The sequence below is a fragment of the Mycobacterium sp. 23 genome (assembly GCF_048287075.1).
Classification (GTDB): domain Bacteria; phylum Actinomycetota; class Actinomycetes; order Mycobacteriales; family Mycobacteriaceae; genus Mycobacterium; species Mycobacterium gordonae_B.
In genome coordinates, this window is record NZ_JBLVUX010000005.1 from 2,462,397 (window position 1) to 2,484,849 (window position 22,453).

The 22,453-nt window shown below is 67.8% G+C and carries 22 protein-coding genes; 7 read left to right on the forward strand and 15 right to left on the reverse strand.

Annotated elements, in window-relative coordinates; translation table 11 throughout:
• The first annotated feature begins 121 nt into the window (after window positions 1-121).
• Window positions 122-1,324, forward strand: coding sequence for an RtcB family protein (locus ACNQS7_RS12675; protein ID WP_418012813.1), 1,203 nt, complete (start codon window positions 122-124; stop codon window positions 1,322-1,324).
• On the opposite strand, the gene ACNQS7_RS12680 is transcribed toward ACNQS7_RS12675, so the two are convergent.
• From ACNQS7_RS12680 to ACNQS7_RS12705, 6 genes are read right to left on the reverse strand one after another with little or no spacing between them, the layout of a single operon-like run.
• Window positions 1,311-2,840, reverse strand: a complete 1,530-nt coding sequence (locus tag ACNQS7_RS12680; protein ID WP_418012814.1) for a UbiD family decarboxylase — start codon at window positions 2,838-2,840, stop codon at window positions 1,311-1,313. The genes ACNQS7_RS12675 and ACNQS7_RS12680 overlap by 14 nt on opposite strands.
• Window positions 2,812-3,402, reverse strand: a complete 591-nt coding sequence (locus ACNQS7_RS12685) for a UbiX family flavin prenyltransferase (protein ID WP_055577370.1) — start codon at window positions 3,400-3,402, stop codon at window positions 2,812-2,814. Before ACNQS7_RS12685 ends, ACNQS7_RS12680 begins: the two co-directional genes overlap by 29 nt.
• Window positions 3,390-3,854, reverse strand: coding sequence for a hydrogenase (locus ACNQS7_RS12690; RefSeq protein WP_418012815.1), 465 nt, complete (start codon window positions 3,852-3,854; stop codon window positions 3,390-3,392). The genes ACNQS7_RS12685 and ACNQS7_RS12690 overlap by 13 nt, the downstream gene beginning before the upstream one ends.
• Window positions 3,821-4,321, reverse strand: coding sequence for a Dps family protein (locus ACNQS7_RS12695; RefSeq protein ID WP_418012816.1), 501 nt, complete (start codon window positions 4,319-4,321; stop codon window positions 3,821-3,823). Before ACNQS7_RS12695 ends, ACNQS7_RS12690 begins: the two co-directional genes overlap by 34 nt.
• A 19-nt stretch (window positions 4,322-4,340) precedes the next feature.
• On the reverse strand, window positions 4,341-5,012 hold the full coding sequence (locus ACNQS7_RS12700; protein ID WP_418012817.1) for a nitroreductase family protein: 672 nt from the start codon (window positions 5,010-5,012) through the stop codon (window positions 4,341-4,343).
• Window positions 5,012-5,662 (reverse strand): HD domain-containing protein, encoded by a 651-nt coding sequence (locus tag ACNQS7_RS12705; protein WP_418012818.1) that lies wholly within the window; start codon window positions 5,660-5,662, stop codon window positions 5,012-5,014. The genes ACNQS7_RS12700 and ACNQS7_RS12705 overlap by 1 nt, the downstream gene beginning before the upstream one ends.
• Before the next feature lie 88 nt (window positions 5,663-5,750).
• Between ACNQS7_RS12705 and ACNQS7_RS12710 the strand changes: the two genes are divergently transcribed.
• Entirely contained in the window at window positions 5,751-6,710 is a 960-nt protein-coding gene (locus ACNQS7_RS12710; protein WP_418012819.1) for a GlxA family transcriptional regulator, read from the forward strand.
• 195 nt (window positions 6,711-6,905) lie between these two features.
• Here ACNQS7_RS12710 and ACNQS7_RS12715 read toward each other — a convergent pair whose 3' ends face one another.
• Entirely contained in the window at window positions 6,906-9,887 is a 2,982-nt protein-coding gene (locus ACNQS7_RS12715; RefSeq protein WP_418012820.1) for a UPF0182 family protein, read from the reverse strand.
• Between the two features lie 57 nt (window positions 9,888-9,944).
• Window positions 9,945-10,967, reverse strand: coding sequence for a PDZ domain-containing protein (locus ACNQS7_RS12720; RefSeq protein WP_310784519.1), 1,023 nt, complete (start codon window positions 10,965-10,967; stop codon window positions 9,945-9,947).
• Window positions 10,968-11,046: 79 nt separating this feature from the next.
• Here ACNQS7_RS12720 and ACNQS7_RS12725 point away from each other — a divergent pair, with 79 nt between their 5' ends.
• Window positions 11,047-12,420: a zinc-dependent metalloprotease gene (locus ACNQS7_RS12725; RefSeq protein WP_418012821.1), complete on the forward strand. Its 1,374-nt coding sequence runs from the start codon at window positions 11,047-11,049 to the stop codon at window positions 12,418-12,420.
• A 14-nt stretch (window positions 12,421-12,434) separates the two neighbouring features.
• Here the strand turns inward: ACNQS7_RS12725 and ACNQS7_RS12730 are convergent, their stop codons facing one another.
• Window positions 12,435-14,003, reverse strand: a complete 1,569-nt coding sequence (locus ACNQS7_RS12730; protein ID WP_418012822.1) for a PE family protein — start codon at window positions 14,001-14,003, stop codon at window positions 12,435-12,437.
• 163 nt (window positions 14,004-14,166) lie between these two features.
• On the opposite strand from ACNQS7_RS12730, the gene ACNQS7_RS12735 reads away from it, so the two are divergent.
• On the forward strand, window positions 14,167-14,988 hold the full coding sequence (locus tag ACNQS7_RS12735; RefSeq protein ID WP_418012823.1) for a TOMM precursor leader peptide-binding protein: 822 nt from the start codon (window positions 14,167-14,169) through the stop codon (window positions 14,986-14,988).
• Here ACNQS7_RS12735 and ACNQS7_RS12740 read toward each other — a convergent pair.
• Window positions 14,985-15,158: a hypothetical protein gene (locus tag ACNQS7_RS12740; protein ID WP_418012824.1), complete on the reverse strand. Its 174-nt coding sequence runs from the start codon at window positions 15,156-15,158 to the stop codon at window positions 14,985-14,987. The genes ACNQS7_RS12735 and ACNQS7_RS12740 overlap by 4 nt on opposite strands.
• Window positions 15,159-15,281: 123 nt before the next feature.
• Here ACNQS7_RS12740 and ACNQS7_RS12745 point away from each other — a divergent pair, with 123 nt between their 5' ends.
• Entirely contained in the window at window positions 15,282-16,625 is a 1,344-nt protein-coding gene (locus tag ACNQS7_RS12745; protein ID WP_418012825.1) for an ABC1 kinase family protein, read from the forward strand.
• A 7-nt stretch (window positions 16,626-16,632) separates the two neighbouring features.
• Here ACNQS7_RS12745 and ACNQS7_RS12750 read toward each other — a convergent pair whose 3' ends face one another.
• The 3 genes from ACNQS7_RS12750 to ACNQS7_RS12760 all read right to left on the reverse strand — a co-directional run bounded on the left by ACNQS7_RS12750 (window position 16,633) and on the right by ACNQS7_RS12760 (window position 19,368).
• Window positions 16,633-16,896, reverse strand: coding sequence for a WhiB family transcriptional regulator (locus tag ACNQS7_RS12750; RefSeq protein WP_418012826.1), 264 nt, complete (start codon window positions 16,894-16,896; stop codon window positions 16,633-16,635).
• Between the two features lie 130 nt (window positions 16,897-17,026).
• Complete coding sequence (locus ACNQS7_RS12755; RefSeq protein ID WP_269435170.1) at window positions 17,027-17,155, reverse strand: hypothetical protein; 129 nt, start codon at window positions 17,153-17,155, stop codon at window positions 17,027-17,029.
• Window positions 17,156-17,268: 113 nt separating this feature from the next.
• Window positions 17,269-19,368: an ATP-dependent DNA helicase UvrD2 gene (locus ACNQS7_RS12760; protein ID WP_418015972.1), complete on the reverse strand. Its 2,100-nt coding sequence runs from the start codon at window positions 19,366-19,368 to the stop codon at window positions 17,269-17,271.
• A gap of 100 nt (window positions 19,369-19,468) precedes the next feature.
• On the opposite strand from ACNQS7_RS12760, the gene mrx1 reads away from it, so the two are divergent.
• Entirely contained in the window at window positions 19,469-19,714 is a 246-nt protein-coding gene (gene mrx1 / locus ACNQS7_RS12765) for a mycoredoxin Mrx1 (RefSeq protein ID WP_055577379.1), read from the forward strand.
• 79 nt (window positions 19,715-19,793) lie between these two features.
• The gene (locus tag ACNQS7_RS12770; RefSeq protein ID WP_418012827.1) at window positions 19,794-20,435 is read left to right on the forward strand and encodes a sensor domain-containing protein; all 642 of its coding nucleotides are present in this window, start codon (window positions 19,794-19,796) and stop codon (window positions 20,433-20,435) included.
• Between the two features lie 4 nt (window positions 20,436-20,439).
• On the opposite strand, the gene nudC is transcribed toward ACNQS7_RS12770, so the two are convergent.
• Window positions 20,440-21,357 (reverse strand): NAD(+) diphosphatase, encoded by a 918-nt coding sequence (nudC, locus tag ACNQS7_RS12775; RefSeq protein ID WP_418012828.1) that lies wholly within the window; start codon window positions 21,355-21,357, stop codon window positions 20,440-20,442.
• A gap of 8 nt (window positions 21,358-21,365) precedes the next feature.
• On the reverse strand, window positions 21,366-22,451 hold the full coding sequence (locus ACNQS7_RS12780; RefSeq protein WP_310784492.1) for a potassium channel family protein: 1,086 nt from the start codon (window positions 22,449-22,451) through the stop codon (window positions 21,366-21,368).
• Window positions 22,452-22,453: the final 2 nt, after the last annotated feature.

Consider the following 22,453-nt stretch of genomic DNA (forward strand, 5'->3'; position numbering starts at 1 on the left):
GGACCTCTCCAAATCGCGCCCTGACCAGCGTCGATAGCGCCGCCCCGGCCAAAATCCGTTGCAACGCGACCGTAGTGGGAATACCGTCCCAACCGCCACACCAATGATCTAGGAGATCGTCATGCCCGAACAACTCGGGCCCAAGCTGCTCAACTTCGCCACCGACATCGCCGGCAACACCGTCGAGCAGGCCAAGGTCACCGCGTCGATGCCCTTCGTGCACCCGCACGTCTCGCTGATGCCCGACGCCCACCTGGGCAAGGGCTCGGCCGTCGGGACCGTCATCCCCACCCGGGGCGCCGTCATCCCGGCGGCGGTCGGCGTCGACATCGGCTGCGGCATGGTCGCGGCCAAGACCCGGTTCACCGAGCAGGACCTGTCGGACCACTTCGGTGACTACCGCCCGCAGCTGCCGGCACTCAGGCAGCTCGTCGAGGACGCGATCCCGCTGTCCCCCGGCAACTACAACAAGACCCTGCAACGGTTCTCGTTCACCGGCCGCAAGCACGACGAGCTGCTCAAGCTGCAGCAGGAACTCGACGTCGACCTCTCGCACAGCCCGAAGTGGATGCAGCAGTTGGGATCTCTGGGTGGCGGCAATCACTTCATCGAGCTGTGCCTGGATACCGACGACACCGTCTGGCTGTTCCTGCACAGCGGTTCCCGCGGCGTCGGCAACAAGATCGCGCAGCGGCACATCAAGATCGCCCTCGACCAGTGCTCGGCCGACCCACAGGTCAAGCTGCCGAACCGCGACCTCGCTTACCTACGGGAAGGCACACCCGAATTCGACCGGTACATCAAGGATCTGAAGTGGGCGCAGCGCTTCGCCTACCTGAACCGTGCCGAGATGATGGACCGGTTCATCCACGTGTTCGCGTCCTGGATCGGCGCACAGCCACAGCGGGTGGAAACCGACCGCATCAACACTCACCACAACTACACCGTCCCGACCACCATCGACGGTGAAACGGTCTGGCTGACCCGCAAGGGTGCGATCGACGCCACTGAAGGCAAGCTGGGCATCATCCCCGGCTCGATGGGCACCCGCTCCTACATCGTGCGGGGCAAGGGAAACGCCGACGGGCTCTGGTCGGCTCCGCACGGGGCCGGCCGCCGGTTCAGCAGGACAAAGGCCAAGGAGCTGTTCACCGAGCAGGATCTGGCGACCGCGATGCGCGGGATCGAGTACCGGCACGGTAAGCAGTGGATCGACGAGATCCCCCAGGCCTACAAAGACATCGACCAGGTCATGGTCGATGCCGCATCCCTGGTCGAGGTGGTGACGTCGCTGCGGCAGATCATGAACGTCAAGGGGACGTGAGCCGCTGCATCGTCAGCAGTTCCCGGTGCCGATCGTCCAGGTAGGGAATGCCGATCCCGTATTCCTCCCACCGGGCGGCGACGATCGACTCCAGCTCCGGGTCGATCGTGTTGAGCGCCGGATAATGCCGACCACCCCACTCCGGCCTCGGCTCGAAATCCCAACTGCGGGTGGCGTCGATGAGCACCCGGGTCCACTCCCCTCCGCCGGAGTTCGACTTCTGCGGCGGGGTCGAGGGATCCAGCGGTGAGCCGAGAGTTGGTCCGTAGCAGGCGATGTCGCCGAGCCCGGCATTCACCCGGTACGCCATGGCCCAGTCCAGCGCGGCGGGGTCGCGAATGTCGACGTCCTCCTCGACGACAATGACGTGCTTGTAGAACCAGACCGATCCGCCGCTGCCCCACAGCGCCGCGGCGACCTGCTGCGCGTGACCGCGGTAGGCCTTGCGGATCTGCACCGCGATGTGGGTGCCGTTGGACACCGGCGACATCCACACATCGGTGACGCCGCTGATCCCGTTGTCTTCCAACATGTTCCACACGATCGCCGAGCGTGCGTAGTTGACCATGGCATCCTCGTTGAGGAAGCCGGGACGGATTCCCTCGGGCGTGCCGCGCAGTACCGGGTCGTTGCGATGGGTGATCCGGGTGACCCGCAGCACGGGTGCGGGCGCGGGATACCCGTCCAGGTAGCCCGGGTACTCCGCGAAGGGGCCCTCGTCCATGAAGGTGGCGGGGTCGGGATCAATGAATCCCTCGACGACGATTTCGGCGCTGGCCGGCACATGCAGCGGCACGGTCTCGCACGCCACCAGGTCGACCGGTCGGCCCAGTAGGCCGCCCATCATGTCCCACTCGCACACCTCCTTTGGGAAGGGACTGCCGGCGCAGAACGGCAATACGTCGTGCCAGCCGTAGACGACGGCCACCGGCATCGGTTCCGGCTTGTACTGCTGCGCGTGGCCGCCCCAGCCCTGACTGGGCACCATCAGCTTGGCGATCTTGTCCCGTCCGACGATCATGCCGCGATACACGCCGATGTTGTCGCGCCCGGTCACCCTGTCTTCGGTGACCACGCCGCAGAACGTGTCGATGTACCTACCCCCGTCCGCCGCATGCCATTTCGGTGCGGGGAACTGCCAAAGGTCGATGTCGTCACCCGCGACGATGTTCTCCTTGACCGGACCGGTGTCGACAATGCGCGGCGGAATCGGTTGTCGGAAAGCCTCTTTCAGGTGACGCACGATGGCGGCGTCGCTGGTGCCCTCCGGCAGCCCCAACATCAATTGGATCTGACGCCGACTCCCGATCCCTGATGTCAGCAGTTTGGTGCATCGGGTCTCTTCGTGCCCGGCGATGTTCTCGAACAGCAATGCCGGCCCGCCGAGCGAAAGATTGGCCCGGGTGATCGCGCCGATCTCCTCGTTCCAGTCCACCCGCGCGACGATCCGGCGCAACTGGCCGGCGGCTTCCAGCGTGGCCAGCCAGCTACGCAGATCGGGGCTCGCGTCGCTCATGATTCGCGTGATCCTTCCAGCGCTTGATCAGGTCGTGTTCGATCCCGAGTTGGTCGATGACGCGGCCGACGACATAGTCGGTCATCTCCTCGATCGACGCGGGCCGCGCGTAGTACGACACCGTCGGCGGAAAGATCACCGCGCCGGCACGTGCCAGGTAATGCAGGTTCTCCAAATGGATCTCGCTCAGCGGCGCCTCGCGTGCGACCAGCACCAGCCTGCGTCGCTCCTTCAGCGTGACGTCGGCGGCGCGGGTGATCAGGTTGTCGCTGTAGCCGATTCGAATGGCGCTCAGCGTTTTCATGCTGCACGGGCAGACCACCATGCCGTCGGTGCGGAACGACCCACTGGAGATCCCAGCGGCGAGGTCGCGGGCACTGTAACTGTGTGAGGCGAGCCCGCGGACGTCGTTGACGCTGCGATCGGTCTCGAGCTTGATGGTTGCGCGCGCCCAGTCACTCAGGATCAGGTGCGTCTCGACCCCCAACTCCCCCAGCACTTCCAGGAGGCGAACCCCGATCGGAGCGCCGGTCGCGCCGGTCATGGCGATTACGAGGCGCATGATCGCACCCCCTCCCGGCGGCTCAGCCCGACGAGGATGAGCACCACGGAAGTCAGGAAGGCGTACCGCATGCCACGAAAGCCGGACAGTACGAACCGTTCCTGGCGGCGGCTCCCGGAATGACCCTGCGACAGAATCGGGTTGGCGGCGGCGGTGCCCATCGCTGCCCCGAGCGTGGTGAAAAGCCAGTTGCCATAGGTGCCGTAGAGCAACGTCCACCGCGCGACCGCCGCCACCGGACCCGGTAGGCCGATGTGACCCCAGCCGGCACCTAGAGCGACCAGGAAGGTGCCGTTCATCACGCCTTCCAGGTGCGCGGACAGCGCCATGCGCATGTTGGTGAAGCGCTGCTCCTGCGTGCCGGTCACCAGTCCGATCAGGAACAGGAAGATGCCGTGCCGAATCAGTGCACGGTCGGTTACGCCGTCTCGATCTCGGCCTTGAGTAGCCATGCTTCCTTCTCCAATCCGTCGATGATGGCGTGCAGCAGATCCGCGGTTGTGGGGTCCGCGTCGTCGACGTCGTCGTGCACGGCGCGCAGGGTGCCGACGACGGCGTGAATCCGGGTGGTGATGATGTCGACGGTGTCGGCGACGTTGACCAGCCCCGGCGGTGCCGGGGGCACGGTGGTGCCGGCGACGACGGTGTCGGATCGCCCGTCGGGAACCGCGTTGAGGGCGCGCATCCGTTCGGCGATCGTGTCGCTGGCTTCCCGCGCGACGTCGACGAGGCTGTCGAGTTGCAGGTGCAGATCCCGGAAGTTCGTTCCTACGACGTTCCAGTGCGCCTGCTTGCCCTGCAGGTGCAGCTCGATCAGGTCGACGAGCACTTTCTGCAGGTTGCCGAACAAGCCGGACGGGGCCTGAAATGACCTGACTTCGTTGGTATTACGGCGGTTGGTGGTCACTGATGTGGTCATGATTGGTCCTTTCGTTTGATCACGCCGCGGGCCACAATGGCTGCGGCACTTCGATACCGAATGGCGCATCCCAGTGGTTGCGCGACGAAACCTCTTGCACCGGGCGCCGATTGGCTGCCACACCCCACCTGCCCAGTGGGTAGCCGAGGGCCAGCATCGCCGACATGGTCCAGCCTTCCCCGACGGGCACGCCGAGCAACTCGTTCACCTTGTCGGCGAAGTTCCGCAGCACCATGGTCATGACTCCGCCGACACCCTCGGCGCGGGCAGCCAGCAGCGCGCTCCAGATGGCGGGGAAGATGTTGGCGCCGCAGAGATCGTCGATGGCGAACACGAAAAGGAGCAGGGGAATTTCCTCGAAATGGTCGGCGAGGTAATTCCCCGAACCCTTGATCCGGCGCATGGTTTCGGCATGGGCGGCCGGGTCCGCGCCCGGCGCCGGCGCCACCATCGGCCCCGTCCCAGTGCTGAACTTCTCGTATTCGATGGCGCGGGCCGCCCGGAACAGTTGCGCGAACTCGGCTTTGAGCCCCGGATCGTCCACCGCCACGAAGTGCCAGCGTTGGGTGTTGCCACCGTTGGGGGCGCGGACAGCAGCATCCAGGATGCGGGCCTGGGTGTCCAGCGGAATGGGATCGGGCCGCAGCCGCCGCATCATTCTGGTGGTGTAGAGCGCTTCGTAGATGTCCATCACTCGGCCCACCCGTTGCCCAGGATGATGTCGACGAAGTTCTCCCGCTGGAACGTCGGGTCGAAGTGCGCCAGCACGTCGTCGTTCATGGTGCCGAAGGTGCTGTCCGGGCGGTGTTTCATGCCGTCGTTGAAGGCGGTGATGATGCGGTTCTTGAAGTCCGGCCGAGGGTGTGCCACGGTGACCGCGTCCAGCGCCTCGGGCGCCAGGTCATCGCGGCCCATGCCAAGCACGTCGGTCTCGACACCGGCTGTGACCAAGGCTATTTCGGGATCCAGGAACTCCGGCACTCCCGGCGTGGTGTGTAACGCGATGCCCAGCCACACCTTTCGCGCATCGGCCGGGTCGTAGCCGCGCTCCAGCAGGAAGTCGCGTGCGGCGTTGGCGCCGTCGACTTCGAAGCGCAACATCGACGTGCGGTAACGCTCGGTCAGGCCGATGTCGTGAAACATCGCCCCCACGTACAGCAATTCGAGGTCGGGTTGCAGACCCAGCCGGCGCCCCTGCAGGGCGCCGAACAAAAAGACCCGCCGGGAGTGGTCGAAGAGCAGATCATCTTCGGCGGCGCGGATGTAGTCGGTGACCTCGCGGACCAGTGGCGTGTCCGGGATGGCGATGCCGGCAATGGTTTCTATCGATTGAGTGTTCATGCGGTCAGTCTGCGGCGATCGGCCCCTGTCTGTAGGTAGCCGATTGAGCCGTCTTTCCCACAGAAAGCGACACGGCCACAATGGACGGATGGGGGCTCGCGTGATCGTGATCGTCGTCTTCGACGACGTGACCATGTTGGACGTTGCGGGGGCCGGCGAAGTGTTCGCGGAAGCCAATCGCGCCGGCGCCGACTATCAACTCAAAATCGCGTCGGTGGACGGCAACGATGTCACCACCTCGATCGGGACCCGGCTGGGCGTCACCGACGCCATCGCGTCCATCGAGTCCGCGGATACCGTGCTGGTCGCCGGTAGCGACGACCTGCCGCGACGGCCTCTGGACCCCGCACTGGTCAAGGCGATCAGGTCGATCGCCGGCCGGACCCGGCGATTGGCCTCCATCTGCACGGGATCCTTCGTCCTCGCGCAGGCCGGATTACTGCAGGGCCGCCGCGCCACCACGCACTGGCACGAAGTCCGGTTGTTCGCCCGCGCCTTCCCCGACATCACCGTCGAGCCCGACGCCATCTTCGTCCGCGACGGCGAGGTCTTCACCTCGGCAGGGATCTCGTCGGGCATCGACCTGGCGCTGGCTCTGGTCGAAATGGATTACGGCACAGAGCTGGTCCGCGCCGTGGCCCGGTGGTTGGTCGTCTACCTCAAGCGCGCGGGCGGCCAGTCGCAGTTCTCGGTGCTGGTCGAGGCCGACCCCCCGCCGGAGTCCCCGCTGCGCAAGGTCACCGCCGCGATCTCGGCCAACCCGGCGGACAACCACAGCGTGAACACCCTCGCCGCGCGAGCGTCGTTGAGCACCCGGCAGCTCACCCGGCTGTTTCAGTCCGAGCTCGGGACGACGCCGGCCCGCTACGTCGAGATGGTGCGCATCGACGCCGCGCGTGCCGCCCTCGACGCGGGGCGCAGCGTCGCCGAGACCGCGCGGGTGGCGGGGTTCGGCAGCGCCGAGAGCCTGCGGCGGGTGTTCGTCGATCATCTCGGCGTCACGCCGAAGGCTTACCGCGAGAGGTTCCGCACTGCGGCGCGGGGCTGACCCGACGCCGCGAGAGTCCGCAAAATGCCAGCTTTCGCGGCGTGTCGACGGCAAAACGCGGACGCTCGCGACCGAGAGTGGGCAGGCCGCGGCACGGGGCTGACCCGGCGCCGCGAAAGTCCGCAAAATGCCGCCACATACGGCGTGTCGACGGCAAAACGCGGACGCTCGCGACCAAGAGTGGGCGGGCAGCCGCTACTTGGTGTTGTTGAACTTCGTGATCGCCTCGTCCAGCCGCTGCAACGCCGCCCCGTAGCCGGCGAAGTCGCCCTTCTTCTGCGCATCCCGCGCCGCCCCGATCGCCGCTTGAATCTCTTGCAGCACAGCGGCTTTGGCGGGTGACAGGCCAACGGAACCATCGGGCGGCGGCGGTACCGCCGCCGTCGGAGGCGGCGTGCCCGGCCCATTGGCCGGCGGCGGCGGATTGGCCGGCGGGGCGGCCGGCACCCCGGCGTCGGTGGGCTGAATGCCGGTCGCGGCATCGCCCGCACCCGGGCCGAACAACCCGGTGAGCGCGTCGCGCACGGTCGGGCCGTATCCGATCTTGTCGTTGTACATCATCGCCACCCGGATCAGACGCGGGTACGAGGATGCTGCGTCGCTGGCACCCGGGGAGGCGTAAACGGGCTCTACGTACAACAGCCCACCCTGGCCCACCGGAAGCGTGAGCAGGTTGCCCCAGCGGATCCGGTTCTGGTTGTCGCGACCGATCACCCCGAGGTCCTGAGACACCGCCGGGTCGGTGGTGATCGCGTTGTTGGCCAGCTTGGGACCGTTGACCTGGCCCGGGATGGTCAGCACCGTGAGCCTGCCGTAGGTCGCGGGATCCGAACTCGCGCTGATGTAGGCGGCCAGGTAGTCGCGCTTGAACCTGTTCATCGCGCTGATCAACTGGTACGACGCCGAATTATCGTTCTTGGCAATGTTTTTCGCGACGATGTAATAGGGCGGCTGATAACTGCTCGCGGTCGGATTCGGGTCCAGCGGCACGTCCCAGAAATCCGAGGTGGAGAAGAACGTCACCGGGTCGTTGACGTGGTACTTCGCCAGCAGCATGCGTTGCACCTTGAACAGGTCTTCGGGGTAGCGCAGGTGCTCGGCCAGCTCGGCGCTGATGTCGCTCTTAGGTTTCACCGTTCCCGGGAACACCTGCATCCAGGCCTTGAGCACCGGATCGTTCTCATCCTGCTGATACAGGGTCACGGTGCCGTCGTAGGCATCCACGGTGGCCTTCACCGAATTACGGATGTAGGAGACCCGCTTGTCGGGCGCCAGCCGGTTGAACGCCACCTCGTTCGAATCCGCCGTCGCCGAGGACAGCGACGTGAGCTCTGAGTACGGATAGTTGTCCAGCGTGGTGTAGCCGTCGATGATCCACACCATCCGCTTGTTCACGATCGCCGGGTACACCGCGCTGTCGGTGGTCAGCCACGGCGCCACCGCCTCCACCCGCTGCGCCGGGTCACGATTGAACAGGATCCTGCTATTGGAGCCGATCACGTTGGAGAACAAGAAGTTTCGCTCGGCGAACTTCGCGGCGAACACGCTGCGGGAGATCCAGCTACCGATCGGCACACCGCCGGCGCCGGTGTAGGTGTAGTTCTTGGTTTCGGTGCTGGTCTCGTAGTCGTATTCGCGGTCGGCCCCGGTCTTGCCGACGATCGCGTAATCGGCAGCCGCATTGGCGATCACCGGGCCGTAGTAGACCCGCGGCTGGTCCAGCGGCGCCGGGCCGTCGGACACGATACTGCCATTGGCGCCGACGACGTTGGCCAGGAACTCCGGGTACCCGCCATTCTGGTTCGGGTCGTTGGCGATGCCGCGCACGGTGTTGGCCGGTGACGCGATGAAGCCGTTGCCGTGCGTGTAGACCGTGTGCCGGTTGATCCAGTCGCGCTGGTTGTCGATCAGCCGGTCCGGGTTGAGTTCCCGGGCCGCGACCACGTAGTCGCGCAGGTTACCGCCGCGGTCCTGATAGCGGTCGATGGACAGCTGGTCGGGGAAGTAGTAGAAGTTCTTGCCCTGCTGGAACTGGGTGAACGCCGGGCTCACGATGGTCGGGTCGAGCAGCCGGATGTTGGAGGTGGTCGCGCGGTCGGCGGCCACCTGCTGCGCGGTCGCCTGTCCGTCGCCGGTGTAGTTGCGGTAGGTCACCACGTCCGGCGTCAGCCCGTAGGCCTGCCGGGTGGCGGCGATACTTCGGCTGATGTATTCGCTTTCCTTCTGCGCCGCATTGGGTTTGACGCTGATCTGCTCGACGATCAGCGGCCAGCCGGCGCCCACGATCAGCGACGACAGCAATAGAAGAACCAGCCCGATCGCCGGAATCCGTAAGTCGCGCAACGTGATCGCGGAGAACACCGCGGCCGCGCAGATCAGCGCGATGGCCATCAGGATCAGCTTGGCCGGCAGCACCGCGTTGATGTCGGTGTAGCCGGCCCCGGTGAACGGCTTGCCTCCGCGGGTGTGCGACAGCAACTCGTAGCGGTCCAGCCAGTACGCAACCGCCTTGAGCACCACCAGAACACCGACCAGGCTGACCAGCTGGATGCGGGCCGAGCGGCTCAACGCGCCGGCGCGCCCCGACAGCCTGATCCCGCCGAACAGGTAATGCGACACCACGTTCGCGACCAGGGCCAGGAACACCGCGACGAAGAGGTAGCTCAGCACCAGCCGGTAGAACGGCAACTCGAACGCGTAGAAGCCGAGGTCCTTGCCGAACTGCGGTTCGGCGATGCCGAAGTCACCGCCGTGCAGGAACAACTGGATGCGCACCCAGTAGCTCTGCGCCACCATGCCGGCCAGCACACCGATCGCCGCCGGGATGCCGATCCCCACCAACCGCAGCCGGCTCAGCACCACCGCGCGGTAGCGCGCCACCGGGTCGTTGTCGTTGCTCGGGACGAACACCGGGCGGGTGCGGTAAGCCACCGCGAGCCCGGCGAACACGATGCCGCCGACCAGCAGGCCGGCCACCAGAAACACCACGATGCGGGTGACCAGCACGGTGGTGAACACCGAGCGGTAGCCGAGCTCGCCGAACCACAGCCAGTCGACATAGGCGTCGATCAGCCTGGGTCCAGCCAGCAACAGCACGATCACACCCAGTGCGATCAGGATCAGAATCCGGCTGCGCCGAGTCAACTTCGGCATCCTTGCGGCGGGCCGCATTCCCACTAGCTACGCTCCCTGCTTCGTTTTCCCGATGGCCACAACTGTACGCAAGCTGCCGGATCAGCAGCTCGGCGTCGCACCACCCGACGTCATCGCATGCAGCGCGTCCACCGCCGAACCGAGCGTCTCGACCTTCACCAGCTTGAGCCCCGACGGAATATCGGACATCGCCTCATAACAGTTCTTGGCCGGCACCAGGAACACCGAGGCGCCGGCCGCGCGCGCCGCCGCCATCTTGTGGGTGATGCCCCCGATGGGGCCCACCTTGCCGTCGACGGTGATGGTGCCGGTACCGGCGACAAACGTCGAACCGGCCAGGTCACCGGTGGTGAGCTTGTCGACGACGGCGAGGCTGAACATCAGCCCGGCCGAGGGGCCACCGATGTTGGCCAGGTTGAAATCGACGGTGAAGGGCGCCCATGGCGCGTCGAGCACGGCGACGCCCATGAACCCGTAGTCGCGGTCCTTGTTGGTGCCCAGCGTGATCTCCGCGACGCCGGCCGGCTCGTTCTTGCGGCGGTAGTCGATGGTCACGACCTGGCCGGGCTTGGTGTTCTTCAGCAGCGAGGTGAACTGCTCGACGTTGCTCACCGGCGTGCGGTTCACCGCGTCGATGGCATCGCCAGCCTTGAGCTTGCCGGCTGACGGGCCGGGGTCGGTGACCGTGGCGATGGTGACCGCCTCGGGGTACTTCAGATAGCCCAGAGCGGCGTACTGGGCGCTGTCTTCAGAGGTCTTGAAGTCGGCGTTGTTGGCCTGGTCCACTTCGTCGCGCGATTTGCCGGGCGGGTAGATCAGGTCACGGGGCACCAGCTGCTCCTGCCCCGAGATCCACAGACTCATCGCCTCACCCAGGGTCAGGTCGTCACGCTGGGAGACCGTCGTCATGTTCAGGTGACCGGTCGTCGGATGGGTCTGGGTGCCCTCGATCTGCACGACCTGTTTGCCGTCGACCTCCCCGAGGGTGTCGAACGTCGGACCCGGGCCCAATGACACAAACGGCACGGTCACCACGGCGAGCAGCACCCCGAAGACCACGATGGGGACGAGCGCGACCATCAAGGTCAAAATCCGCCTGTTCACGCCGCTTACCCTATCCGGCAGCGCCGGCGGCGGCGTTCAGCTGAGAGCGTGACCGTGCCCCGCGCTTTCCGTTGGTGCGGTGAGTACGGTTGACCTCATGGCTGACCTGCCTTTCGGCTTCTCCAGTGGAGACGACCCCGACCGTGAGAAGCGCGAGAAGAACGATCCCGGCTCAGGCGCGGGCAACAACCCGTTCGGGTTCGGCGGTGACTTCGACATGGCCAACCTCGGCCAGCTGTTCACCCGCCTGGGTGAGATGTTCGGTGGTGTCGGCAGCGCCATGAGTTCGGGCAAAGACGCCGGACCGGTGAACTACGACCTCGCCCGACAGGTCGCAACCAGCTCGATCGGATTCGTCGCACCGATCCCCGCCACCACCAGCTCGGCGATCGCCGACGCGGTGCACCTGGCTGAGACCTGGCTCAACGGCGCGACGGCGCTGCCCGAAGGCACCACCCGAGCGGTCGCCTGGAGTCCGTCGGACTGGGTCGAGAACACCTTGGGCACCTGGAAGCGGCTGTGCGATCCGATGGCCGAGCAGATCTCGTCGGTGTGGGCGCAATCGCTGCCGGAAGAGGCCAAAGGCATGGCCGGGCCGCTGCTGCAGATGATGTCGCAGATGGGTGGCATCGCCTTCGGTTCCCAGCTCGGCCAGGCACTGGGCCGGCTGTCCAAAGAGGTGCTGACGTCCACCGACATCGGCCTGCCGCTCGGGCCGAAGGGGATCGCCGCGATCTTGCCGGACGCGGTGGAATCCTTCGCCGAGGGCCTCGAGCAGCCCCGCAGCGAGATCATGACGTTCCTGGCGGCCCGGGAGGCCGCGCACCACCGCCTGTTCAGCCACGTCCCCTGGCTGTCCAGCCAGTTGCTGGGAGCCGTCGAGGCCTATGCCGCGGGGATGAAGATCGACATGACCGGCATCGAGGAGCTGGCCCGGGACTTCAATCCCGCTACGCTGGCCGATCCGGCCGCCATGGAGCAGCTACTGAGCCAGGGCGTGTTCGAACCCAAGGCCACTCCCGCGCAGACCCAGGCACTCGAGCGGCTCGAGACGCTGCTCGCGCTGATCGAAGGCTGGGTGCAGACGGTGGTGACCGCCGCACTGGGCGAGCGGCTGCCCGGCGAGGCGGCGCTCAGCGAGACGCTGCGCCGGCGCCGGGCCAGCGGCGGACCTGCCGAGCAGACGTTCGCGACCCTGGTCGGGCTGGAGCTGCGCCCGCGCAAACTGCGCGAGGCGGGTGCGTTGTGGCAGCGACTGACCGAGGCCGCCGGAATGGACGCGCGCGACGCCGTCTGGCAGCACCCCGACCTGCTGCCCGGGGCCGACGACCTCGACGACCCCGCGGCCTTCATCGACCGGGTGATCGGCGGCGACACCAGCGGGATCGATGAGGCCCTTTCCGGTCTCGAAGCGGAGCTCGACCGCGACGACCCCGGTTCTGCCGACAACTGACTAGAGCCGGCTTACTAGGGGCCGCCGTTGCCGCCCTTGCCGCCCTTGCCGGTGGCACCGATGCCGATGCCGTTGCCGCTGCCGCCGCCACCCCCACCGCCGCCGCCCGCGCCGGCGGCGCCGCCCAGGGCGCCGGTGGCCGCTCCGCCGTTCTGAACGAAGGCGAGCCCGCTGGTGCCGGCGTGGCCGGCGGTGCCGCCGCCACCCCCGCCGCCGACCACGCCGCCACTCCCCCCGCTGCCTGCGGTGCCTCCGGCGATACCGCCGCCGCCACCGCCGCCACCGCCACCGGAGGCGAAGACGCCGGTGCTGGTGCCCGTCGCGGAGCCCCCGAAGCCGCCCAGTCCCCCGCCGGTGCCGAGACCGGCGACACCGTTGACGCCGGTGGCCGTGGCATTGCCGACAATTGCGGCGGTGCCGGCGCCTCCACCGCCGCCGGGGCCTCCGGTGGTGCCCGCCGGGCCGCCGCCAGTGCCGCCGAGGCCGCCGCGGAGATTGTCGAAGCCTCCGGTGCCGCTCCCGTTGCCGTTGGCGAAGGCGCCTGCCGTGCCTCCGGTACCGCCGGTTCCGCCGGTGCCCCCGTGGCCACCACCGGTGCTGCTGCCGCCTTCGCCGCCGCCGCCCCCGCCGCCACCGGCGCCCGCGGCTGACGTGGTGGCGTAGACGCTGGCGTTGCCACCGTCGCCCCCGCCGCCGCCGTTGCCGCCATTGGTGCCGGCGCCCCCGTGGCCGCCGTTGCCGCCGATGCCACCGGTGCCGCTGACGGCGCCACTGCCGTTGAAGTTGGCGGCGCCGCCGGCGCCGCCCCTGCCACCGTCGCCGCCGTCGCCGGTATGGCCGCCGAGCAATGCCGCCAATCCCCGGGCCTGGCCGCCGGCGCCGCCGTTCCCACCGGTGCCGCCGTGGCCGCCTACGCCGCCTGCGGTGACGGCCCCGCCGGCTCCGCCCGCGCCGCCGATGCCGCCGGACCCGCCGTTGCCGAAGAACAACCCGCCAGTGCCGCCGATCCCACCGACGCCGCCGCTGCCGCCACCGGACCCCGTCACGCCGCCGGCCCCGGCCCCGCCCGCGCCGCCGACTCCGCCATTGCCGAAGAACCACGCATTGCCGCCCCGACCGCCGGGCTGCCCGGGAGCGCCGGAGCCGCCGTTGCCGCCGTTGCCGAACAGCAGACCGCCCGGGCCACCGGGTTGCCCGGTCCCCGGCGCGCCATCGGTGCCGTTGCCGATCAGCGGGGTTCCCAAAAGCACATTGGTCGGGAGATTGATCAGAGCGAGTAGTTGGTCTCCGACGGCCGCGGCATTGGCCGCCTCAGCGGTCGCATAGGCGCTCCCCGCGCCGGTCAGCGCCTGCATAAATTGGGAATGAAACGCCATCGCCCGCGCGCTGAGCGCCTGAAAGTCCAGCGCGTGCCCGGAGAACAACCCAGCTATCGCCGCCGACACGTCGTCAGCCCCCGCGGCCAGCACCTGCGTCGTCGAAGCCGCCGCCGCCGCCCGGGCCGCGTTGAGTGTCGACTCGATACCGGCCAGATCCGCTGCCGCTGTTGCCATCATCTCCGGCGCCGCGATCACAAAAGACATGTCGTGCCCTCCCGGCAATCCGCTCGTCTGCTTGGAAGTTAAGGCGCGTGGGCGGGGGAAGCGTGAGTAGTCGGCTACTTAATTTCCCGGTGATCGGCGGTGATCCGCGATCCTGTGGATAACGGACCACAGCCGCGTCCCCGGCCTGGCAGCGTGGCATCCCATGGCCCCGGCCCCCTTGTACGCGCTCGATCCGGCGATGCCGGTGCTGCTGCGCCCCGACGGCGTGGTGCAGGTCGGCTGGGATCCCCGGCGCGCGGTGCTGGTCCGGCCCCCCGGTGACCTGACCGCACCCGCCCTCGCTGCGCTGCTGCGGACGATGCGGTCGCCGGTGTCGCTGACGGAGCTGCAGCGTCAGGCCGGCGCCGACCTGACGGATTTGGTCACCGGGCTGGTCGACGCCGGGGTGGCCACCCGCGGAGCCGGCAAGTCGTCCGGCCGGACGGCGTCGATCCGGGTGCATGGCCGGGGTCCCTTGTCGGACCTGCTGGTCGGCGCCCTGCGCTCCTCGGGCGTCCGGACCGGGCAGAGCAGCCAGCCGCATGCCATGGTCACGACGGCGACCGCTGATCTAGTGGTCCTGACGGACGTCCTGGTGGCCGACCCGCGCATGGTGCGCGACCTGCACAGCGCGGGGGTCCCGCACCTTCCGGTTCGGGTTCGCGACGGCACTGGGCTGGTGGGACCGCTGGTCTTGCCGGGAATGACCAGCTGCCTGGGATGCGCTGATCTGCATCGACGTGACCGCGACGCGGCGTGGCCGGCCATCGCGGCCCAGCTGCGCGACACCATCGGGGTCGCCGACCGGGCCACCATGCTGGCGACCGCCGCACTGGCGCTGAGCCAGATCAATCAGGTGGTCGCCGCGGTGCGGGGGCAGCAGCCCCACCCGCCGGCGGCGCTCAACGCCACTCTGGAATTCGATCTACGGGCGAGCACGATCAGGGCCCGGCCGTGGAGCCGGCACCCGCTGTGCAGGTGCTAGCCGAGCCGACCCTGCTCCGGAACGCACGTCGAGATCGACGCGTACGCACGGCCCAGGGCGTCCAGCACGTTCTCGTTCAGGGTGCGCTCGTTGCGGTGCTTGTCCAACGTCTCGATGATTGCTCGATACAAGGCTTCGGCGGCGTCGTGCTGCGCTTGTCTGGCTGCCATGGCTGTTGCGGTCCACCCCTCCGAACGTGGAAAACGATGCGTCACACGGATGCGCGACCCGACGAGAGTACATATACGAAAAGAACGACGACCCAATTCGGTGCAGACGATGCGCAGGGCGTCGTGGATGATGGGTATGTGTCAGAGATCAAGCGCGGCCGTGCAGCCCGCAATGCAAAGCTCGCCAGCCTGCCGGTCGGCATGGCCGGACGGGCGGCTCTCGGCTTCGGCAAGCGGCTGACCGGTAAGTCGAAGGACGAAGTCAACGCCGAGCTGATGGAGAAGGCCGCCAACCAGCTGTTCACCGTTCTGGGCGAGCTCAAGGGCGGCGCGATGAAGGTCGGCCAGGCACTGTCGGTAATGGAAGCGGCCATCCCTGAGCAGTTCGGTGAGCCGTACCGCGAAGCGCTGACCAAGCTGCAGAAGGATGCTCCGCCGCTGCCCGCCGCCAAGGTGCACCGGGTTCTCGACGCCCAGCTGGGCACCAAGTGGCGGGAACGCTTCACGTCGTTCAACGACACCCCGGTCGCCTCGGCCAGCATCGGCCAGGTGCACAAGGCGGTCTGGTCCGACGGCCGCGAGGTGGCCGTGAAGATCCAGTACCCCGGCGCCGACGAGGCGCTGCGGGCCGACCTCAAGACGATGCAACGCATGGTCGGGGTGTTCAAGCAGCTCTCCCCCGGCGCCGACATACAGGGTGTGGTCGACGAGCTGATCGAGCGCACCGAGATGGAGCTGGACTACCGGCTGGAAGCCGACAACCAGCGCAAGTTCGCCAAGGCGTACGAGGGTCATCCGCACTTCGCGGTGCCGCACGTGGTGGCCAGTGCGCCGAAGGTGGTGATCCAGGAGTGGATCGACGGCAAGCACATGGCCGAGATCATCCGGCACGGCACCCCCGAAGAGCGCGACCTGATCGGCAATCGGCTGCTGGAACTCACCTTTGACGCACCACGCCGGCTGGAGATGCTGCACGGCGACGCCCACCCGGGCAACTTCATGCTGCTGCCCGACGGGCGGATGGGCGTCATCGACTTCGGCGCCGTCGCGCCGTTGCCCGGCGGCTACCCCATCGAGCTCGGCATGACCATCCGGTTGGCCCGGGACAAGAACTACGACCTGCTGCTGCCGACCATGGAGAAGGTCGGGTTCATCCAGAAGGGTCAGCAGGTGTCGGTCCGCGAGATCGACGAGATGCTGCGCCAGTACGTCGAACCGATCGAGGTCGACGTGTTCCACTACACCCGCAAGTGGCTGCAGCGGATGACGGTGAGCCAGTTCGACCGCTCCGTGGCCCAGATCAAGACGGCGCGGCAGATGGACCTGCCGCCCAAGCTGGCGATCCCGATGCGGGTGATCGCATCGGTGGCCGCGATCCTGTGCCAGCTGGATGCGCACGTCCCGATCAAGGCACTGTCGGAGGAGCTGATCCCCGGCTTCGCCGAGCCGGATGCCGTTGTCGTGTAAGCGCTTGTCAGGCAGCCTCTTTGCGGGGCCGCCCACGCGGACGCTTACGACCGACAACGGAACCGCGCTCGAAGATCTCGCCGCCCCACACACCCCACGGCTCGGCCCGTTCGAGCGCCGCGGCTAGGCACTGGCGCCGCACCGGGCACTGCACGCACAACCTCTTGGCACGTTCGAGGTCGGCGGGGGTTTCGGCGAACCATAGGTCGGGATCACCGGCGTGACACGGCAGCGCCGGCTGCTTCCGTATAGGGACTGTCGATGCCGACATGTCCTTGTCACCTGCTTCCTGGTCGGTTGGCTGTCCTTGTGATCCGGACCGGGAAGTCGTCTGCTGAGACAACTATGGCCACGGATCCTGGTGACTTCGGGTCCGTGGCCATTAGGCGAAACTCGGCTGGTTACGTCTTCACGTAGAGCCTCACGGACGCTTCAGTCGCGGCGGCGACACGGTGCTTGCCCGCGGCCGCCGGTGTAGCGGCGGCATGGCGGGCGGCGGCGCGTACGCCGGACAAATTGACTTTGATCATCGGGAGCCACCCTCCTTCCTATTCGCTACTGACGGCCAGCAAAGTGCGGTTACGAGAATAAATGCTAACACCCGGAGGCCACAACCGATTTTCTGACCTGCGCAAATGCGGTTTCAGCGCCGTGAGCGGATCAGTTCGAGCACCTCGGGCCCGTACTGTTCGAGCTTGCGCGCCCCGATGCCCGGGATGGCGATCAGGGACGCTTCGTCGGTCGGCCGTAGCTCGGCGATCGCAATCAGGGTGTTGTCGCTGAAGACGATGTAGGCAGGCACGTTCTGCTCTTTGGCGGCGTTCAACCGCCAGTCTTTGAGCTGCAGCAACAGATCCTCGTCGACGTCGCCTGCGCAGCTTTCGCATCGCCGCAGCATGATGGCCGCCGGCGTGGAGAGGTCCTTGTTGCAGACCCGGCAGCGCGCCGGGCCCTTGTTGCGGCGCGACTTGCCGGGCGCCGCCTCCACCCGGGTCTGCGGGGCGATGCCGTTGAGGAACCGGGACGGCTTGCGGCTCTGACGGCCGCTCTGAGACCTCGCCAACGCCCAACTGAGCGCCAAATGCACTCTGGCCCTTGTTATTCCGACGTAGAGCAGTCGACGCTCCTCCTCGACCGGCTCGCTGTCGGGGCCGTGCGCCAACGCATGCGAAATGGGCAGCGTGCCATCGGCCAGGCCGACCAGGAACACGGCGTCCCACTCGAGACCCTTCGCCGCGTGCAGTGACGCCAGTGTTACCCCCTGCACCACGGGTGGGTGCCGGGAGTCGGCGCGCAACCGCAACTCGGCCACCAGGCCCGGCAACTCCAGCCCGGGGCGCTGGGATATCTCGTCGTCGACCAGTTCGGCCAGCGCGGTCAGCGCTTCCCAGCGGTCGCGGGCCTTGGTTCCGGCAGGCGGTTCGGTCGTGAGCCCGAGTGGCTCGAGCACCTCGCGAACCACCTCCGGCAGGGCGCCTTCGGCGCCACGGTCTGCCGCACGCTGCAGTGCGAGCAGGGCCTGCTTGATCTCCTGGCGATTGAAGAAACCCTCTCCGCCGCGCACCTGGTAGGCGATGCCGGCCTCGGTCAACGCCTCCTCATAGACCTCGGACTGTGCGTTGACCCGATACAGGATCGCGATTTCCGATGCCGCAGTGCCGTTTTCGATGAGCTGAGCAATCGAGGCCGCGACCGCGGCGGCCTCGGTGTGCTCGTCAGGATGCTCCCGGAACGACGGCGCCGGGCCGGGCTCGCGCTGACCGATCAGCTGCAGCTTGCTGCCCGCGACGCGGCCCCGGGCGGCGGCGATCACCTGGTTGGCCAGCGAGACGACCTGCGGGGTGGAGCGGTAGTCGCGTTCCAGCCGGACCACCGTCGCGTCCGGGAAGCGCCGCGAGAAGTCCAGCAGAAAGCGGGGCGAGGCGCCGGTGAACGAGTAGATGGTCTGATTGGCGTCGCCGACGACGGTCAGGTCGTCACGATCGCCGAGCCAGGCCGACAGCACCCGCTGCTGCAGCGGGGTGACGTCCTGGTACTCGTCCACCACGAAGCAGCGGTACCGGTCGCGGAATTCGGCGGCCACCGCGGCGTCGTTCTCGATCGCCGCGGCCGTGTGCAGCAGCAGGTCGTCGAAGTCGAGCAGCGTGACTTCCTCGTCACGGACCTTGAGCGCCTCGTAGGCCGTATAGACGGCCACCACCTTCTCGGCATCCAGGGGGGTGTCCCGGCCCACGCCGGCCACCGCCCCCGCGTACTGCTCGGGGGTGATCAGCGATGCCTTGGCCCATTCGATCTCGCCGGCCAGATCGCGCACGTCGTCGGTGCTGACGTTGAACCGGCACCGGCTGGCCGCGCGGGCGACGACCGCGAACTTGGTATCGAGCAGTTCCCAGCGGGTGCTGCCGACCACCCGGGGCCAGAAGTAGCGCAGCTGGCGGTGGGCGGCGGCGTGGAAGGTGAGCGCCTGCACGGTGCCGACGCGCGAGCCGTTCTGCGCTGCCGCGTCCAGCGCCCGCAGCCGCGAGCGCATCTCACCCGCCGCGCGCTGCGTGAAAGTGACGGCCAGCACCTGACCGGCGGCGACGTGACCACTGGCGACGAGCTGGGCGATTCGGTGGGTGATGGTGCGTGTCTTGCCGGTGCCGGCGCCGGCCAGCACGCAGACGGGGCCGCGCGGGGCCAGCACGGCTTCGCGCTGCTCGTCGTCCAGCCCTGCAATCAAGGGATCGGCCATCACCGGCATGCCGTCCATCTTGGCAGTGCCCGCCGACAAACCGGGCGTGTCGCGGGTCGTCGGCGGGCCGAGGCTGGAATGGTTCATCGGCGGGCTACGTTATCGAGTCATGACCAATGCTGCGCTGACCATGTACACCACCAGCTGGTGTGGCTACTGCTTCCGGCTCAAGACGGCGCTCAAGGCTCAGGGCATCGCCTACGACGAGGTCGACATCGAACAGGATTCTGCGGCCGCGGAATTCGTCAGCTCCGTCAACGGCGGCAACCGGACGGTGCCGACCGTGAAGTTCGCCGACGGGTCGACGATGACCAATCCGAGCGCGGGCGAGGTCAAGGCGAAGCTGGCCGGCTGACCTGAGACGACGCTGCCTCCGACACGGGAGCGGCAATTTGTGCCGACTCCCGGGTGCGCTCGCCCTTACGATGAGGACCATGGCAGGGGCGCTGGTCCGGCGGTTCATTGTCGTGGTCTGCGCGCTCGCCGCGCTGACCGCCTGCTCGCACCGCAACACTCCGGCAGCGGCTCCGAGCACCTCGGCGGCCACCGGGGTCGACGCGTTGATCGTCAGCGTCGAAGACGTGCGCCGCATCGCCAACTACGAAGAGCTCACCACGCACGCGCACGCGAACCTCAATCACCCGCCGGCCGGTGACGTCAACGCACCCGGGCCCTGCCGGGCTGCCGGCACCAGCGATCTCACCTTCGCCAGCGGCTGGACCGAGTTTCGCAGCGCGGGCTACAGCGGCGTGACCGACGACCTCGACCCGGGTGGCCGCACCATGAAGGACTCGGTCAGTCAGGCCGTCGCGATCTACCCCGACGCGCAGGCGGCCCGCTCCGCGCTGGATCAGCTGGAAGCCTCGCTGAATGCGTGCGTGGCGCTGCATGACCCGAGGTACGACTTCAAGCTGGACAAGCCGGACCCACTGAGTCTGCGGATCACCGACAGCGGGTGGAGCCATCAGTACCGGGCCCGTAAGTCGGTGTTGATGTCGGTCGGGGTGTTGGGCATCGAGCCCGCGGAGCGAATCGCCAGCACGATCCTGGACAACATCTGCGACCGGATCAAATAGCCGTTCAGTCGTTCGCGGCCCAGGATTCGATGATCACCCTGGCGATCGAAATCGACCCGGGCAGTAGCAGTTTCGAGTCCGACGTGCTGGACCAGTCGCCGGCGTCCAAGGCCGCGCGGATCTCGTCGCGGGTGAACCAGGCCGCCTCGGTGATCTCGCCGTCGTTGAACGCAAACGGTTCGTCCGGATCGCCCAGGGCGTGGAACCCGACCATCAGCGAGCGCGGGAACGGCCAGGGCTGGCTACCGAGGTAGCGCACGTCGCGCACGGTCAGGCCGATCTCCTCGCGGATCTCGCGGGCGACGCAGACTTCGAACGATTCGCCGGCCTCGACGAATCCGGCCAGTAGCGAGAACATCCGCTGCGGCCAGACCGCCTGGCGGGCCAGCACCGCACGGTCGCCGCCGTCGTGGACCAGGCAGATCACCGCCGGGTCGATGCGGGGAAATTCTTCGTGGCCGGTGAGCGGGTTGACCCGCGCCCAGCCGGCGCGGGCCGATTTGGTGGGCGTGCCGTCGACCGGGCTGAATCGGGCGCTGTCGTGCCAGTTGAGCAGCGCCAACGCCGAGGACACCAGTTGGCTGCTGGTGTCGTCGATGATTTTTCCGAGCCTGCGCAGATCCAGCACCTCGACGTCGCCGTCATCGGGCGGCTGCAGCGGGCCCCGGATCGCCCAGACGTGGCGACCGCCTTCCACGCGCCCCAGGAACACCGCTTCTGGGGGCGGCTTGTCGCCCAACGCGGCCGCCGCCCCGAGCACCACTTTGCCGTCGGCGGCCAGCACCTGGTTGCGGGCGTCGACGCGCAGCAGGGCCGCGTCGGGCCACCCGGCTGCGGCGGCGTCGATGTCGGTGCGCAATTGGTCGGCGCGATCGGCGCCGACGCGCGAGAGCAGCGGAACGTCCCGCAGCCGGAAGTCCACGTGCGCCCCTACCGTTCGTCTGCGATGTGGCGGACGTAGAGCAGCCGGTCGCCGGCCTCGATGGCGTCTACTTCGGGGGCACCGATGCGGAGCAACTGCCCGCCGCGGACCACCCCGAGCACGATGTCGCGCAGATGCCGCGGCGAGCCACCCACCTCGGACTGCTCCACCTCGCGTTCGGCGATGGCCAAACCCTGGTCCGGAGTCAGCAGGTCCTCGATCATCTGCACGACGCTGGGGGTGGTGGTAGCCAGGCCGAGCAGCCGGCCGGCGGTCTCCGAGGACACCACCACCGAGTTGGCCCCGGATTGCTGCAGCAGATGCTGGTTCTCGGCCTCCCGGATGGAGGCGACGATCTTGGCCTTGGGAGAAATCTCCCGCGCGGTCAGCGTGACCAGCACCGCCGTGTCGTCGCGGTTGGCGGCCACGATGATCGACGCGGCGTGCTGAGCGCCGGCCAGTCGCAGCACGTCGGATTTGGTGGCGTCGCCGTGGACGGTGACCAGGCCGGCGGATGCGGCGCGCTCCAAAGCCGCCCGATCGGTGTCGACGACGACGATCTCGGCGGGGGGCACCTCGTCACTGAGCATGGCGCCGATGGCCGTCTTGCCCTTGGTGCCGTAGCCGATGACGACGGTGTGGTTGCGCACTCTGCTCCTCCAACGCTGGATCTTGAAAGCCTGCCGCGATGTTTCGGTGACGACCTCGAGTGTCGTGCCGACCAGCAAGATCAGGAAGGCGATGCGCAGCGGGGTGATGATCAGAACGTTCGTCGCCCGCGCGAACTCCGACACCGGCGTGATGTCGCCGTAGCCGGTAGTCGACAACGTCACCGCCGAGTAATACAGGCAGTCCAAGAAGGTGATGCTCTCACCGCGCGCGTCGTGGTAACCGTCGCGGTCGAGGTAAACGGTGACGGCGCCGACAAACAGCGCCACCAGGGCGATGGTTATCCGGCGGGAGATGATGCGGGCGGGACTGGCGTGACCCTGAGGGATGCGCAGCACGCCGACAAGCGCGTAACTGGGCTGGACGGTCAGCCTCTCATCGAGACGCCGCAGCCGCCGCCAACTCCCCTTCGCCACGGGAGTCATGT